We start from the raw sequence: 15,300 nt of genomic DNA, 5'->3' as shown, positions 1-15,300 counted from the left end.
GCGGAGCGACTTCCGAGACTGCGCCCACCTGGCACTCAGGTGGGAGAAAACAATAAATGCAAAATCTCAGACGCGCTGTATTCGCCGGCCTGGTCGCCGGCACGCTTTCCGAAGGGGCGGCCGCGACGGCCGGGGATGGGGGCTTCGTCGAGGACAGCGAACTGCAGTTCCTCGCTCGCACCTACTACTTCAACCGCGACTACCGCGACAGCCCGAACAACGCCGGGCGCAACCGCTTCAAGCCCAGGAGCGAGCGCAACGGCTACCGCGAGGAAGCCACCCAGGGCCTGCGCCTCCAGTTCGCCTCCGGCTACACGCCGGGCAGCCTCGGCTTCGGCCTCGACGCCCATGCCATGCTCGGCCTGCGACTGGACAGCGGCGGCGGCCGCACCGGCACCGGCAACCTGCCGGTCGGCGCCGACGGCCATCCCGACCATCGCTACGGCAAGGTCGGTGGCGCCCTCAGGCTACGCCACGGCGAAACCCGCCTGAAGTACGGCCAGACCACCACCAGCGCGCCGGTGTTCGCCGCCAGCAGCAACCGCACGCTGGCCGGCATGGCCTACGGCCTGCTGCTGGAGGACCGCTCGTTCGACGGGCTGCTGCTCGAGGGCGGGCGCTTCACCGCCGCCTCCGGCCCCGGCGAATCCAAGGTCCGCGGCGACATCAGCACCGTCTACGGACGCCTCGGCGCCTATCCGGTGCGCCTCGACGCGGTCGGCTTCCTCGGCGGTCAATGGCAGGCCACGGAGCGGCTGCAACTGTCGCTCTACGCCTCGCGCTTCGACGACATCTGGCAGCAAGCCTATTTCGGCGCCAGCCATCGCCAGCCGCTGGGCGGGGAGCGCGCGCTGCGGGTCGACCTCGACGCCTACCGCACCCGCGACAGCGGCCAGAGCCGCTTCGGCCGCATCGACACCCTGGCCAGCTCCCTGGCCCTGGGCTACGAACAGGGGCCGCAGCGCATCACCCTGGCCTACCAGCGTGTCCATGGCGAGCAGCCGTTCGACTACATGGCCTTCGGCGACGGGCGCTCCAGCGCGTCCATGGTACTGGCCAACTCGGTGGGCTACTCCGACTTCAACGGACCGGGCGAGCGTTCCTGGCAATTACGCTATGACCTGGACCTCGGCGCGCTCGGCCTGCCTGGGCTCAGCCTGCATGCGCTGCATGCCCGCGGCCGTGCCGGGGCCAGCGCCAGCAGTGCCGCCGAGAGCATCTACGCCGGACTCTACGGGCGTGACGGGCGGCACCGGGAAAGCGACCTCGGCTTCGCCTATCGGGTCAAGGCGGGCCCCCTCGCCGGCCTCGCGCTGCGCGCCTCGCAGGCCTGGCACCGGGGCAACGCGAGCTATCTCGACGGCGACATCGACGAAACCCGGCTGGTCGTCGATTACTCCCGCTCGATCTGGTGACGCCCCGGGCCGCCCCGCGGGGCGGCCCGGATCGTCTTCACGCGCGCGGCAGCAACTGGATGAACAAAGGCGTGGAGAGCAGCACCAGCAGCGTGGTGATCAGCACCATGCCTGCCACTTCGTTCACCGGTCCGTCGTAACGCTTGGCCAACAGGTAGGTGAGCACCGCGGTCGGCATCCCGCATTGGATGGCGAAGGTGCCCGCCGCCACCGCCTCCATGCCCAGGCCGGCAGCGATCCCATAGCCGACCGCGAAACCGCCCCAGACCCGCACCAGAGACAGCAGCAACGGCCGCCAGGTCTCGTGCAGGCGCAGACCGGCCAGCGACAGGCCGAGCATCACCAGCATCAGCGGCACGGTAATCCCGCCCAGCAGGCGGGTCACATCGCGCAACGGCGGCGGCAGGCTCCAGCCCAGGGCGATCAGGCCCAGCGCCACGGCCAGGGCATAGATCATCGGGTTGCGCAGGATGCTCGCCGGGGTGATATCGCCCGAAGCGAACCAGACGCCGAGCGTCGCGTGGCCCACCTGGATCAGGGTGGAGAACGCCACCGCATACACCAGCGCCTCCTCGCCAAAGGCCAGGTAGGCGATGGGGATGCCCATGTTCCCGGAGTTCGGCAGCATGATCGACGGCAGGTAGCGCCGCACCGGCATCCGCAGCAGGCGCAGGGCGACCAGGCCCAGCAGGGCGAACGCCAGCACCGCCAGCGCGGTGGCGAGGAACACCCCGGCCACCACGCCAATGGACAGGCCGGGGCGGTCCAGCGACGACAGCAGCAGGCAGGGAAAGCCGACGTTGGCCACCAGGAACACCAGCGCGCGGGTATCCACCGGCCCGGCGGAACGGCTCCAGGCGAAACCGATCCCGGTGCAGATCAGGATCGGCAGCACCACCGCGACGAACTGTGCGATCACAACCCCACCTTGAAGCCCAGTTCCAGCTCCGCCCGCAGGCGGCCGTGGCCGTCGAAGTTGAGCCGGCGCATCTCGCGCAGTTCGTTGGCGCAGAAGGCGGTGCGCCCGTGCAACACCGCGGTGTTGTCGAGCACCAGGATTTCCCCCGGTTCGAGCTTGATCCGCAGTTGGCAGGCCGGATCCTCGAGCGCCGCCACCAGTTCGGCGAAGGCCTCCACCGCCACAGGGTGCTCGACCACCTCGGCCGCCCCGTCGTTCTGCCGGAACTTGATGCCCAGCGCCTCGCCGTTCAGGCGGAACACCGGCTGGGTGCTGCTCTGGTGCTTGCGCACGATGGTCAGGGCGTCGCCGCGCAGCAGGCCGAGATGCTTGGTCGGCATGCGCCGGCGCAGGCGCTCGAAGGCCAGTCCGGCGCTGGCCAGCAGGGTCTCCCCGCCCTCCCGGGCGTTGCGCACGCATTGCAGGCTGCACAATTGCTCCGGGGTGTCGAGGAAAGCGCCGTCGGTGTGCAGCTTGTGCTCCAGCGGCGTGGAGCCGAGGTAGCCGCTGACATACCGCGCATTGCTGATCGGCACGATGCCGTCGGCGTCGGCGCGCGGGTGGGGGGCGGCGCGGCCGAACAACTCCTTGAGCGCGAGAAGTTCCTGCCTGTCTTCGCCCTGTTCGCTGCGCAACAGCAGGAAACCAAACTCGTTGAGGGTCCGGATGATCGCCGCTTGTTCCTGGCGGGATAACTTCACCAGCGTTCTCACCGAAACTTTCACGCGTTCGAGATCGAGTGTCGCGTCGAACAATTTGCTATCGAGATTCATATGACCGCTCTCCTCCGGAAGAAAATCAGGAATGCCGCCGACGCGCAGGGCGAGGCCCGGCGCTGGCGCCGCGCTGTCGTAGTGATGGGCAGGCTAGATGCGGGACGCGGCGGTTCGCCGCGAGATACTTGGAGTTGTTTCCGGGGAGGGTCGGGAGAATTGTCGGAAGGGAAAACTGGAAGAATTGGCAGTGCCGATTTTGTATCTGAATATATGGGGCGATTAACGAACGAAATGATCGCGGAATAACCTGCGGATTACCCGCGTGAAACTTTCATGACGCGATATACGCAGAATCCCCGACCAACGGCTGGATACTTCGCTCGATCCAGTCATTGGTTGGGTCGGTGCAAGAATCTCGAAACATATTACAAATTGCTACGAAACGGCGCCGCCTCGGCCGTCCCCGGCTCGGCGTCACTCCGCCGCCTGCGCCACGGCCTTGGCCTTCGCCAGCTTGCCGGCCGCCTCCAGCAGTTCCGGCGCGGCCCACTGCTCGGCGCTGAATTCGCGACGGATCAGGCCGAAACGCTTGGCCGCCTGGATCGAAGCATCCAGCCGGCCAAGGAAATCGGCGTCCAGGCGCGGCGACAGGGCGTCGCCCAGCTTGCGGCCACGGTACTCGCTCTGCAGGATCACCACCGGGTAGCTGGCCTGCTTCGACACCAGTTCGATGTAGGCGTCGCGGTTCTCCTCGCGGGCCAGCCAGTCCTGGGCCTGCAACTGCACCTTGAGCAGCCGCTCGGTGATGTCCGGATGGGCATCGACGAAGGCTCCGGAGCCGACCAGCAGCGCCTGCAGGGTGCCGGCGCCGTTCAGGTCGCGGGTGCTCAGCGGAATTTCCGCGAGCCCGCGGTCGCGCAGGGCGAACAGTCCGGCCAGGCCCCAGGTGGCATCGATCTGCCTGGCTGCGAGGGCGGACAGGGCGGCGCTGAAATCGAGGTTGATCACCTTCAGGTCCTTCTCGCTGAGACCGACGCTGGCCAGGGCATTGTCGAACGACAACTGGCTGGCGGTGCCACGGAAGATGCCTACGCGCTTGCCCTTGAGATCCTCCAGGGTCTTGATCCCGGAGCCCGGCTGCACGCCGAGATAGTGGTTGACCCCTCGCGCGGTAGCGGCCAGCAGGCGGCTGTCCAGGCCTCCGGACTTGCCGATGATCGCCGCCAGGTCGCCGAGGTAGGCGAAGTCCACCTGGCCGTTGGCGAACGCTTCGTTGACCACCGGGCCGGCGCCCTTGAAGAAGCTCCATTTCACCGCGATGCCGTCGTTGGCGAACTCCTTCTCCAGCAACTGGCGGGTGTAGAGCACGTCGACCACGCCGCCGCCCGAGTGCGAACTGCCGGCGCTGACGTCCGGCACCGCGATGCGGATTTCCTTCGGCGGAGCGGCGCTCGCCAGCGGCACGTAGGCACCGAGCAGGCCGGCGAGCACAGGCGCGGCGAACAGACCGAGCAGGGAAGACGTAAGCGCTTTCATGGGGCGGCTCCTTGGAACGGGAAGAGAGGGATTCCCGCCGGGAGCGGGTGTGCGGCTAGCTATGCACAGCGGCGCCTCGAAAATAAATAATAAAAATTCATTTTTTTATAACCAAAAGCAGTATGACAGGCCGCACGGGCCTCTCCGCGTCATATGCAGCCAGAGCATGGAAAATATTCTCCAAATGCATTTGCCGCTGCCTGGTGCCTTTCTTTAAATGGCCCTTCTTAGCGAAAAAATGCATTGATTCGGCGATTTATATTCCCATGAAGAATATCGATAAAACCCTTTCGCCCGCCTGGAGCCGGCCCCTGCCGCGCCTGGCGCCGCCGCCCTCCGCGGCTTTCGCCCGGCGCCTGGGGGACGGCCTGCTGCCCTGGTTGCTGCCGCTCGGGCTGGCGCTGCTGTGGTGGGTCGCCAGCCATCGCCACTGGATGTCGGCCCAGGTGCTGCCAACTCCCGAGCTGGTCTGGCAGAGCGCCCGCGAGTTGCTCGCCGGCGAACTCTGGAGCGAATTGGCGATCAGCCTGCGGCGCCTGGCCTGGGGCCTGCTCGCCGGGGTCGCCAGCGGCGCCGCGCTAGGCGCCTGGCTAGGCTTCAGTCCGCGTGCCGAGCGCCTGGTCTTCCCCACCTTCAGCGCCCTCGCGCAAATCCCCACGCTGGCCTGGATCCCGCTGTTCATGCTGTTCTTCGGCATCGGCGAACTGCTCAAGCTGGTGGTGCTGGTGAAAGCGGTCGTGGTGCCGGTGACCATCCATACCCTGGTCGGCGTGCGCGACGCCCAGCCCAAGCTGCGCGAAGCCGCCGCAGTACTGCGCCTGCCGCCACGCCTGCTGGTCTGGCGGCTGATCCTGCCGGCGGCGCTGCCGGCCTTCCTCACCGGGCTGCGCCTGGCCCTGGCGCAGGGCTGGACCTCGCTGCTGGCGGTCGAGTTGCTGGCTTCCAGCGAGGGTATCGGCTACCTGATGGTGCAGGGCCGGCAACTGTTCATGCTCGACATCGTGTTCGTCTGCATCCTCATCATCGGCCTGGTCGGGGTGGGCATGGACCGCGCCATCCAGTGGCTCGACCGCCGCCTGCTGCACTGGCCGCAAGCCGCCACCGGCGAATTCCGCCGGCGCCCGCCGGGACGCGGCTGGCAGCGCCTGCAGGTCTGGCTGCCGCCGCTGGCGCTGCTGCTCCTGTGGCAGTCGGCGAGCAGCGCCGAATGGGTCGATCCGGCAATCCTCGCCAGCCCTCTGGAAGTGGCGCGGGCGACCTGGAGCGGAGCGCTCGACGGCAGCCTCCCAGGCGCCCTGTTCGACAGCCTGAAGCGCACGCTCGGCGGGCTCCTGCTGGGCGGCGGCCTGGGTTTCCTCGGCGGCCTGCTGCTCGGCCTGTGGCGCCCGGCGGAACGCTTCTTCGGCCCCACTTTCGCGGCACTGCGGCAGGTGGCGATCTTCGCCTGGGTACCGCTGCTCACCGCCTGGTTCGGCCTGGGCGAACCGGCCAAGCTGACGTTCGTCGCAATCGCCGCCTTCTTCCCGCTGCTGCTGGCCACCCAGCGCGGCATCGCCAGCCTGCCGCCGAGCCTCGGCGAGGCGGCCCGGGTGCTGCGCCTGGGTCCCTGGCGACGGCTGCTCCGGCTGGTCCTGCCGGGTGCCGCCCCGTCGGTGTTCGCCGGCCTGCGCCTGGCGCTGATCTACGCCTGGCTGGGAACCATCGGCGCCGAGTACTTCATGCCCTCCGACGGCGGCATCGGCAGCCTGATGATCGGCGCCCAGCAATTGTTCCGCATGGACCTGATCGGCGCCGGCATGCTCCTGGTCGGCCTCACCGGCGCCCTGCTCAATGCCCTCGGCCAACGCATCGAAGCGCGCGCCACGCGCTGGAGACACGCATGAACGCATTCACCGCGCCCGCCACGGGCACCCCGCTGGTCAGCTTCCGCCAGGTGCGCAAGCACTTCGCCGTGGACGGCCGGCGACTGGAAGCGATCCAGCAGTTCGACCTGGAGATCGGCGAGGGCGAGTTCATCGCCATCGTCGGCGCCAGTGGCTGCGGCAAGTCGACCCTGCTGCGCCTGCTGATCGGCCTGGACCGCGACTACGACGGCGAGATCCGCGTCGACGGCCGGCCAATCGCCGGCATCGGCGGCGAACGCGGCATCGTGTTCCAGGAGCACCGCCTGTTCCCCTGGCTGACGGTGCAGCAGAACGTCGCCCTCGGCCTGGTCAACGAAGCCCTGGGCGAAACCGACAAGGCGGCGCGGATCGACGAATACATCCGCCTGGTCGGCCTGCACGGCTTCGAGCGAGCCTACCCGCACCAGTTGTCCGGCGGCATGGCCCAGCGCGTGGCGATCGCCCGTGGCCTGGTGGCCAGCCCGCGCCTGCTGCTGCTCGACGAGCCGTTCAGCGCCCTCGACGCACTGACCCGCCAGCAGTTGCAGGAAGAGTTGCTGGCGATCCGCCGGCGCACCCGTATCACCACCCTGTTGGTCACCCACGACGTCGAGGAGGCGCTCTACCTGGCCGACCGGGTGGTGGTGATGGAGCCGCGTCCGGGGCGGATCAGGCGGGTGGTCGAGGTGGGCCTGGCGCATCCGCGCGAGCGCGGTGGCTTCGACTTCCTGCGCCAGCGCGAAGCGCTGCTGCACGAACTGACCGCCGACGGCGAGTACGTCGCGCCGCCGCCGCGACGGGTGGAAAACCTGCCCTTCGAATTCCTCGCTTGCTGAAAAGCCCCTTGCCCTGGCCCTTTCCCCCTGCGGGAAGGGCGGGGGCGAGGGCCCCACCTTCTCCTCCCATCCAGACGAGACCCGCGCATGAGCAAACGCCCCAACTTCCTGGTGATCGTCGCCGACGACCTGGGCTTCTCCGATATCGGCGCCTTCGGCGGCGAGATCGCCACGCCGAACCTCGACGCCCTGGCCATCGCCGGCCTGCGCCTGACCGACTTCCACACCGCCTCGACCTGCTCGCCGACCCGCTCGATGCTGCTCACCGGCACCGACCACCACATCGCCGGGATCGGCACCATGGCCGAGGCGCTGACCCCGGAACTGGCAGGCAAGCCGGGTTACGAAGGGCATCTCAACGAGCGCGTGGTGGCGCTGCCGGAGCTGCTCCGCGAGGCCGGCTACCAGACCCTCATGGCCGGCAAGTGGCACCTCGGTCTGAAGCCGGAACAGACGCCCCATGCACGCGGTTTCGAGCGTTCCTTCTCGCTGCTGCCGGGCGCCGCCAACCACTATGGTTTCGAGCCGCCCTACGACGAAAGCGCTCCGCGCATCCTCAAGGGTACGCCAGCGCTCTACGTGGAAGACGAGCGCTACCTCGACACGCTGCCGGAGGGCTTCTATTCCTCCGACGCCTTCGGCGACAAGCTGCTGCAATACCTCAAGGAGCGCGACCAGAGCCGGCCGTTCTTCGCCTACCTGCCGTTCTCCGCGCCGCACTGGCCGCTGCAAGCGCCGCGGGAGATCGTCGAGAAGTACCGCGGTCGCTACGACGCCGGTCCAGAAGCGCTGCGCCAGGAACGCCTGGCCCGGCTCAAGGAGCTGGGCCTGGTGGAAGCGGACGTCGAAGCCCATCCGGTGCTCGCCCTGACCCGCGAGTGGGAGGCCCTGGAGGACGAGGAACGGGCTAAGTCGGCGCGGGCGATGGAGGTCTACGCGGCGATGGTCGAGCGCATGGACTGGAACATCGGCAGGGTTGTGAACTACCTGCGCCGGCAGGGCGAGCTGGACAACACCTTCGTCCTGTTCATGTCCGACAACGGCGCCGAAGGCGCCCTGCTGGAGGCGTTCCCGAAATTCGGCCCGGACCTGCTGGGCTTTCTCGACCGGCACTACGACAACAGCCTGGAAAACATCGGCCGCGCCAATTCCTACGTCTGGTATGGCCCGCGCTGGGCCCAGGCGGCCACCGCACCATCGCGCCTGTACAAGGCGTTCACCACCCAGGGCGGGATTCGCGTGCCAGCGCTGGTGCGCTACCCGCGGCTAAGCCGGCAGGGTGCGATCAGCCATGCCTTCGCCACGGTGATGGACGTCACCCCGACCCTCCTCGACCTCGCCGGTGTCCGCCACCCAGGCAAGCGCTGGCGCGGCCGCGAGATCGCCGAGCCGCGCGGCAGGTCTTGGCTGGGCTGGCTTTCCGGCGAGACCGAGGCGGCCCACGACGAGAACACCGTGACCGGCTGGGAGCTGTTCGGCATGCGTGCGATCCGCCAGGGCGACTGGAAGGCGGTGTACCTGCCGGCCCCGGTGGGCCCGGCCACCTGGCAGCTCTACGACCTGGCCCGCGACCCGGGCGAGATCCACGACCTCGCTGACAGCCAGCCGGGCAAGCTGGCGGAGCTGATCGAGCATTGGAAGCGATACGTCAGCGAGACCGGTGTCGTAGAGGGGGCTTCGCCTTTCCTGGTGCGATAAGCGGAACCTCTCCCCTCGCCCTCTCCCTTCAGGAGGGAACGTCTGGCCAGAAGGTCGGGGAGAGGGGCTACTTCGCCGGGTGGAACGAGGCGACCCGGGTCAGGCCGAGAAACCGCCATCGATGGTCAGGCTGGCCCCGGTGATGTAGGCCGCTTCCGGCCCGGCCAGGTAGGCGACGAAGCTGGCGATTTCCTCGCTGCGGGCGTAGCGCGGCAGCGCCATCAGGCCCTTGAGGGCCTCGGCGAAGTCGCCGTCGTCCGGGTTCATGTCGGTATCCACCGGACCCGGCTGCACGTTGTTCACCGTGATCCCGCGCGGGCCGAGGTCGCGGGCCAGGCCCTTGGTCAGGCCGACCAGCGCCGACTTGCTCATCGCGTAGGTGGCGCCGCCGGCGAACGGCATGCGTTCGGCATTGGTGCTGCCGATGCTGATCACCCGCCCGCCGTCGCCCATGTGCTTGACCGCCGCCTGGGTGGCGACGAAGACGCTGCGCACGTTGATCGCCAGGGTCCGCTCGAAGTCGGCCAGCGGCAGCTCTTCCACCGAACCGAGGGCGAGGACGGCGGCGTTGTTGACCAGGATGTCGATGCGTCCGAAGCGAGCCGCCGCTTCGTCGACGGCGGCGACGAGCGCGGCCGCGTCGGCGCTATCGGCATGCAGGGCCAGGATGCTGGCTCCGGCGCCTTCGAGTTCGGCCGCCAGGGCCCGGGACTTGTCCGCCGAGCTGACGTAGGTGAAGGCGACGCTGGCGCCTTCGGCGGCCAGCCGGCGAACGATGGCGGCGCCGATGCCGCGGGAACCGCCCTGGACGAAGGCGACTTTGCCGGCGAGGGATGCAGAGGATACGGACATGGAAATCTCCATCGGAGTGGATAGACAGGCCCCGAGTTTCCGTCGTCCATTGCAGACCTGGTAGCGGGTAATCGCTATATTCAGCCGATACCAATGGTTTATGCGGGCCCTTTCCCATGGAAACCCTCAGCAACATCCAGTGCTTCGTCCGCAGCGCCGAGGCCGGTAGCTTCGCCGAGGCCGCCAGGCGCCTGGGCCTGACGCCGGCCGGGGTGGGCAAGAACGTCGCCCGCCTGGAAAGCAACCTCGGCGTGCGCCTGTTCCAGCGCAGCACCCGGCGCCTGACCCTGACCGAAGCCGGGGAGCGTTTCCTGCAAGAGGTCGGCGGCAGCCTGGAGGGCATCCAGACCGCTCTCGCCAACGTCTCCAGCGTCGGCAACCAACCCAGCGGCACGTTGAAGGTCAGCATGGGGCTGGCCTTCGGCCGCGACTACATCCTGCCGCTGCTCGGCGAGTTCCTCGAACGCTATCCCGACATCGTGCCCGACTGGCATTTCGACAATCGCCAGGTCGACCTCATCGGCGAAGGCTTCGACGCCGCCATCGGCGGCGGTTTCGAACTGCCTCCCGGGGTGGTGGCGCGCAACCTGACGCCGGGCCACCTGATCCTCCTCGCCTCGCCCGCCTACCTCCGCGACAAGCCGCCAATCCGCCATCCAGGCGACCTGGGCGGCTTCGACGGGATCCGCATCCGCTCGCCGCAGACCGGCCGCGTGCGCTCCTGGCCGCTGCGCCGGCGCAACGGCGAGGAGGCGCCGATAGAGCTGCGCGAACGCATGACCATGAGCGACCCGGAAGCCACCTGCGAGGTCGCCGCCATGGGCCTGGGCATCACCCTGGTATGCATGCAGCACGCCTATGCCTACCTGGAGTCCGGCGCCCTGGTGCGGGTCCTGCCGGACTGGTACGTCGACGCCGGCAACACCAGCCTCTACTACGCGGCGAACAAGCTGCTACCGGCCAAGACCCGGGTCTTCGTCGACTTCGTCGTCGACTACTTCCGCCGCCAGGACCTGGCCCGGCGCTTCTCCGCCTTCCCAACCGGCTAGCGCCAGCCATCCGTCGCCTCGGCAAACGGGAAAAGGCCCTGGCACCGGCCTCGCCGGAAAAACGGCAGTTTGACATTACCGATTGGGACTCTAGTTTTAGAAAACGCCGCCGACGAGCTTGGAAGGCGTCTTCCGCACGGTCCCGAGGGACCGCCTGGAAGCCCTGCTCCGATCCGGCACATGGAGTGCAGCATGCGCGAGTCCCTCGGTGTTTCGTTACCATCCCGGCCCCTGCTGCTGAAGCTGGGCCTGCTTTCCCTACCCTGGGCGTTGTGCGCCGGGCTGCATGCCGTCGGCCTCGGCGTCTGGCTGGTCCTGGCGCTCGGTTGGTTCGCCAGCCTGGCCATGCTCGTCCTCCTCCTGCGCGCCCCTCGGCAAGCGGTAGCGAATGCCAACCCGCAGGCGGATACCGCTTCGCCGGCCTGGAGCGCGGCGCAACGGGCGCTCGCCGACGAAACCGCGCAACTGGACGGTCACGCCCGGCAGATCGACGAACTGCTGCATTCGGCGATCCGCCAGCTCAGCGACAGCTTCCACGGCCTCGCCGAACGCATCGATACCCAGCGCGGCCTGTCCCATTCGCTGATCGAGCGCTACGACGGGCGCGGCCAGGTCGACGAAGGCATCAACTTCCAGGACTTCGTCAGGACCACCCAGCAGACCCTCAGCCTGTTCGTCGAGGCTACCCTGGAAACCAGCCGGACCTCGCAGCAACTGGTGGAACGCATGGACCAGGTGCGGCTGAAGATCACCGAGATCCTGCAGTCGACCCAGGACATGGACGCCATCGCCAAGCAGACCAACCTGCTCGCCCTCAACGCCGCCATCGAGGCCGCCCGAGCCGGCGAGAGCGGCCGCGGCTTCGCCGTGGTCGCCGATGAAGTGCGCGCGCTGTCGACCCGCTCCACGGAGTTTTCCGCCGCCATCCGCAAGCACGTCGACGTGGTCCACCACGAGATCCAGGACGCCGAGAGCGCGATCTCGCAACTGGCCGACAAGGACATGTCCTTCGCCCTCGATTCCAAGCACAAGATCCAGGGCATGCTCGATGACCTGGAGGCGATGAATCGGCACACCCTGAAGGTCATCCACGAACTGGACCGGCTCTCGCTGGAAGTCGGCCAGGGCGTCGACGCGGCGGTCACCGCCCTGCAATTCCAGGACATGGGCAGCCAGTTGCTCGGCCAGATGCGCAAGCACCATGCGCGTCTTGGCGCCTTCGCCCTCGGCCTCGGCGCGCTGGAGGCGCGACCGCGCCAGGAATGGCCCGAACGGGTCGCACGGGAGGTCGAGGAACTGCGCCGGCCCTTGCCCAGCCCGGTGAGCCAGAACAGCGTCAACGTGGGCGAAGTGGAATTGTTCTGAGGGGTATCGATAGCCAATCCGTCTAACCGGATAACTATCCGACGAGAAACCGGCGCCAATAATTGAAATCCACCGGACATTGTCTTTACTGGAACTAGCAAAGGGCCATCAGAGCCCTCCGTCACAGCCACCTGGCACACACCACCTTCGCCGCCGAGCTTGGCGCTGCGGTAGGGACACCGTGAGGACGCAAGACCATGGGCAAACCGATTCTGATCGTCGACGACTCGGCGTCTATCCGCCAGATGCTGAGCTTCACCCTGAAGTCCGCCGGCTACGAGGTGGACGAGGCCGCGGACGGCAAGGAAGGCCTCGGCAAGGCCCAGAGCAAGAGCTACAGCCTGGTGTTCACCGACCAGAACATGCCGAACATGGACGGCCTGTCGCTGATCCGCAGCCTGCGTAACCTGGCCGGCTACCGCAGCGTGCCGATCCTCATGCTGACCACCGAATCGAGCGACGCGATGAAGCAGCAGGGGCGCAGCGCCGGCGCCACCGGCTGGCTGGTGAAGCCGTTCGACCCGCCGAAACTGCTCGAAGTGACGCGCAAGGTCCTGCCCTGATTCCCGTTCCCCCGCGGGGGAGGTCCCATGCCCCAGGATATGAGCCAGTTTCTCCAGGTGTTCTTCGAGGAAACCGAGGAACACCTGGCCACCCTCGAACTCCTCCTGATCGGTCTCGACCTGGACCGGCCGGACAGCGAGACGCTGCACGGCATCTTCCGCGCCGCGCATTCGATCAAGGGTTCCAGCGGAATGTTCGGTTTCGACGACATCACCGCCGTCACCCACGAACTGGAGACCCTGCTCGACCGCATCCGCTGCGGCCAGATGCACCTGCGGCCGGACATGATCAGTTCCTTCCTCGAAGCCCGCGACGTGTTGCAGCGCCTGCTCGACGCCCATCGCAGCGGCAGTCCCGACCCCGGGGTGCCGTTACTGGAGACGGTCGAGCGGCTGCGCGGCTGGCTGCGGGTGCCGGAGCAGGAAGCGGCGGAGGAAGGCTTCGGCCTGTTCGACGACGCGCCCGCCAGGGAAACCGCGGACGACGATGCCTTCGGCTTCTTCGACGAAGGCCCGGGCGCTCCGGAACGAGCGGCCGCGCCGGAAGCGTTCGGGCTCTTCGACGAGGCGCCCGGCGCACCGGCCGCGAGCGAAGCGTTCGGCCTCTTCGATGAGGCACCGGGTTCCCCACCGGCGGAGGAACGCGCCTTCGGCCTGTTCGACGGCGCCCCCGGCAGCCCCGCCGCGCCCAGTGCGCCCGCGCAAGCCGTCGCCGCGCCGGCCAGGGGCGCAGTCGCGCCCGTGCGTGGCGACGGCGAGTCCGGCTCGATCCGGGTCAGCGTGGAAAAGATCGACAGCCTGATCAACCTGGTCGGCGAACTGGTGATCACCCAGGCCATGCTCGGCCAGCTCGGCGAGCAGCTCGACCCGAGCCGCCACGAGCGCCTGCAGCACGCCCTGGCCCAGCTCGAACACAACACCCGCGACCTGCAGGAGTCGGTGATGTCGATCCGCATGCTGCCGATCAACTTCATCTTCAGCCGCTTCCCCAGGCTGGTGCGCGACACCGCCACGCGCCTGGGCAAGCAGGTCGAGCTGCACCTGCACGGCGAGCACACCGAACTGGACAAGAGCGTGATCGAGAAACTCAGCGATCCGCTCACCCACATCGTCCGCAACAGCATCGACCACGGCATCGAAACGCCCGCCGAACGCCTCGCCGCCGGCAAGCCGGCGAGCGGCACGGTGAAGCTCGCCGCCAGCCACCAGGGCGGCAGCGTGGTGGTGGAGGTTTCCGACGACGGTCGCGGCCTGTCGCGTCCGCGTATCCTCGCCAAGGCCCGCGAGCGCAACCTGCCGGTGCATGACGGGATGAGCGACGCCGAGGTCTGGCAACTGGTGTTCATGCCCGGCTTCTCCACCGCCGAGGCGGTCACCGAGCTGTCCGGACGCGGCGTCGGCATGGACGTGGTGAAGCGCAACATCGGTGCCATGGGCGGGCGCATCGACATCGACTCGGCGCCCGGCATGGGCACTCGCATCGGCATCCGCCTGCCGCTGACCCTGGCGATCCTCGACGGCCTGATCGTCGCCGTCGAAGCGGTCAACTACGTGATTCCGCTGACCTACATCGTCGAGTCGCTGCAGGCGCGCAGCGACGACGTGCGCGGCCTCGGCGGCGAAGACAACGCGATGATCCGCGTACGCGGCGAGTACCTGCCGCTGTTCAGCCTGCACGAGCTGTTGCGCATCGGCGGCGAAGCGCCGGCGCCGGAGCAGGGCATCGTGGTGATCCTCGAGTCCGAGGGGCGCAGCTTCGCCCTGCAGGTGGACGAACTGGTCGGCCAGCAGCAGGTGGTGATCAAGAGCCTGGAACAGAATTTTCGCCGTGTGGAGGGTATCGCCGGCGCCACCATCATGGGCGACGGCAGCGTCGCCCTGATTCTCGACGTCGATGCGCTGCCACGCCTGGCGGCGCGGGAGGACACCGCCGATGAACGGCACTGAGGCAAGCCAGGCGAACGGCCCGGCGCAGGAATACCTGACCTTCACCCTGGGCCGCGAGGAGTACGCCATCGACATCCTCCGCGTGCAGGAGATCCGCGGCTACGACCAGGTCACCGCGATCGCCAACGCGCCGCCCTTCATCAAGGGCGTGATCAACCTGCGCGGGGCGATCGTGCCGATCGTCGACCTGCGCATCAAGTTCCACCTCGCCGAGGTCACCTACGACCCGTTCACCGTGGTGATCATCCTCAACATCGGCCGGCGCATCGTCGGCGTGGTGGTGGACTCGGTATCCGACGTGATCGCACTGGGCGGCGACGCGATCAGGCCGCCGCCGGAGTTCGGCGCCAGCTTCGACACCGAATACCTGCTCGGCCTGGCCACCGCGGGCGAGCGCATGTTGATCCTGGTGGACATCGAGAGACTGATGACCAGCCGCGAAATGGCGCTGGTCGACGAAGCCGCGGCCTGAGCGGCGCCAA

The 15,300-nt window shown here is 68.1% G+C and carries 13 protein-coding genes; 9 read left to right on the top strand and 4 right to left on the bottom strand.

Features of this window, described 5'->3' with window-relative positions:
- The first annotated feature begins 56 nt into the window (after window positions 1-56).
- Window positions 57-1,415 (top strand): OprD family porin, encoded by a 1,359-nt coding sequence (locus tag ACM0M4_RS01125; protein ID WP_014602351.1) that lies wholly within the window; start codon window positions 57-59, stop codon window positions 1,413-1,415.
- Between the two features lie 37 nt (window positions 1,416-1,452).
- On the opposite strand, the gene ACM0M4_RS01120 is transcribed toward ACM0M4_RS01125, so the two are convergent.
- From ACM0M4_RS01120 to ACM0M4_RS01110, 3 genes are all read right to left on the bottom strand, one after another.
- Window positions 1,453-2,334 carry an AEC family transporter gene (locus ACM0M4_RS01120; protein ID WP_023085730.1) on the bottom strand — a complete coding sequence of 294 codons (882 nt, stop codon included), beginning with the start codon at window positions 2,332-2,334 and terminating at the stop codon, window positions 1,453-1,455.
- Entirely contained in the window at window positions 2,331-3,146 is an 816-nt protein-coding gene (locus tag ACM0M4_RS01115) for a TauD/TfdA family dioxygenase (protein WP_023083541.1), read from the bottom strand. Before ACM0M4_RS01115 ends, ACM0M4_RS01120 begins: the two co-directional genes overlap by 4 nt.
- A 417-nt stretch (window positions 3,147-3,563) precedes the next feature.
- Complete coding sequence (locus tag ACM0M4_RS01110; protein WP_003112655.1) at window positions 3,564-4,625, bottom strand: ABC transporter substrate-binding protein; 1,062 nt, start codon at window positions 4,623-4,625, stop codon at window positions 3,564-3,566.
- 266 nt (window positions 4,626-4,891) lie between these two features.
- Between ACM0M4_RS01110 and ACM0M4_RS01105 the strand changes: the two genes are divergently transcribed.
- The 3 genes from ACM0M4_RS01105 (at window position 4,892) to atsA (ending at window position 9,042) form a co-directional block, all read left to right on the top strand.
- A complete protein-coding gene (locus tag ACM0M4_RS01105) occupies window positions 4,892-6,508 on the top strand; it encodes an ABC transporter permease (protein ID WP_003106694.1) in 1,617 nt (538 codons plus the stop codon).
- The gene (locus ACM0M4_RS01100; RefSeq protein WP_003117229.1) at window positions 6,505-7,344 is read left to right on the top strand and encodes an ABC transporter ATP-binding protein; all 840 of its coding nucleotides are present in this window, start codon (window positions 6,505-6,507) and stop codon (window positions 7,342-7,344) included. The genes ACM0M4_RS01105 and ACM0M4_RS01100 overlap by 4 nt, the downstream gene beginning before the upstream one ends.
- Before the next feature lie 87 nt (window positions 7,345-7,431).
- Complete coding sequence (atsA, locus tag ACM0M4_RS01095) at window positions 7,432-9,042, top strand: arylsulfatase AtsA (protein ID WP_054375686.1); 1,611 nt, start codon at window positions 7,432-7,434, stop codon at window positions 9,040-9,042.
- A gap of 99 nt (window positions 9,043-9,141) precedes the next feature.
- On the opposite strand, the gene ACM0M4_RS01090 is transcribed toward atsA, so the two are convergent.
- A complete protein-coding gene (locus ACM0M4_RS01090; protein WP_003106691.1) occupies window positions 9,142-9,894 on the bottom strand; it encodes a 3-oxoacyl-ACP reductase family protein in 753 nt (250 codons plus the stop codon).
- Window positions 9,895-10,010: 116 nt separating this feature from the next.
- Between ACM0M4_RS01090 and ACM0M4_RS01085 the strand changes: the two genes are divergently transcribed.
- The 5 genes from ACM0M4_RS01085 (at window position 10,011) to ACM0M4_RS01065 (ending at window position 15,290) form a co-directional block, all read left to right on the top strand.
- The gene (locus tag ACM0M4_RS01085) at window positions 10,011-10,943 is read left to right on the top strand and encodes a LysR family transcriptional regulator (protein WP_003083951.1); all 933 of its coding nucleotides are present in this window, start codon (window positions 10,011-10,013) and stop codon (window positions 10,941-10,943) included.
- A 180-nt stretch (window positions 10,944-11,123) separates the two neighbouring features.
- Window positions 11,124-12,308: a trichloroethylene chemotactic transducer CttP gene (cttP, locus tag ACM0M4_RS01080; RefSeq protein WP_369700423.1), complete on the top strand. Its 1,185-nt coding sequence runs from the start codon at window positions 11,124-11,126 to the stop codon at window positions 12,306-12,308.
- Between the two features lie 197 nt (window positions 12,309-12,505).
- Window positions 12,506-12,871, top strand: coding sequence for a response regulator (locus ACM0M4_RS01075; RefSeq protein WP_003083943.1), 366 nt, complete (start codon window positions 12,506-12,508; stop codon window positions 12,869-12,871).
- A 27-nt stretch (window positions 12,872-12,898) separates the two neighbouring features.
- Window positions 12,899-14,818, top strand: coding sequence for a chemotaxis protein CheA (locus ACM0M4_RS01070; protein WP_003162954.1), 1,920 nt, complete (start codon window positions 12,899-12,901; stop codon window positions 14,816-14,818).
- On the top strand, window positions 14,805-15,290 hold the full coding sequence (locus ACM0M4_RS01065) for a chemotaxis protein CheW (RefSeq protein WP_003083938.1): 486 nt from the start codon (window positions 14,805-14,807) through the stop codon (window positions 15,288-15,290). Before ACM0M4_RS01070 ends, ACM0M4_RS01065 begins: the two co-directional genes overlap by 14 nt.
- The last annotated feature ends 10 nt before the right edge of the window (window positions 15,291-15,300 follow it).

This window comes from Pseudomonas sp. 18-147, from assembly GCF_051048045.1.
Lineage (GTDB): Bacteria > Pseudomonadota > Gammaproteobacteria > Pseudomonadales > Pseudomonadaceae > Pseudomonas > Pseudomonas aeruginosa.
This window is presented reverse-complemented; position numbering and strand designations above follow the sequence as displayed.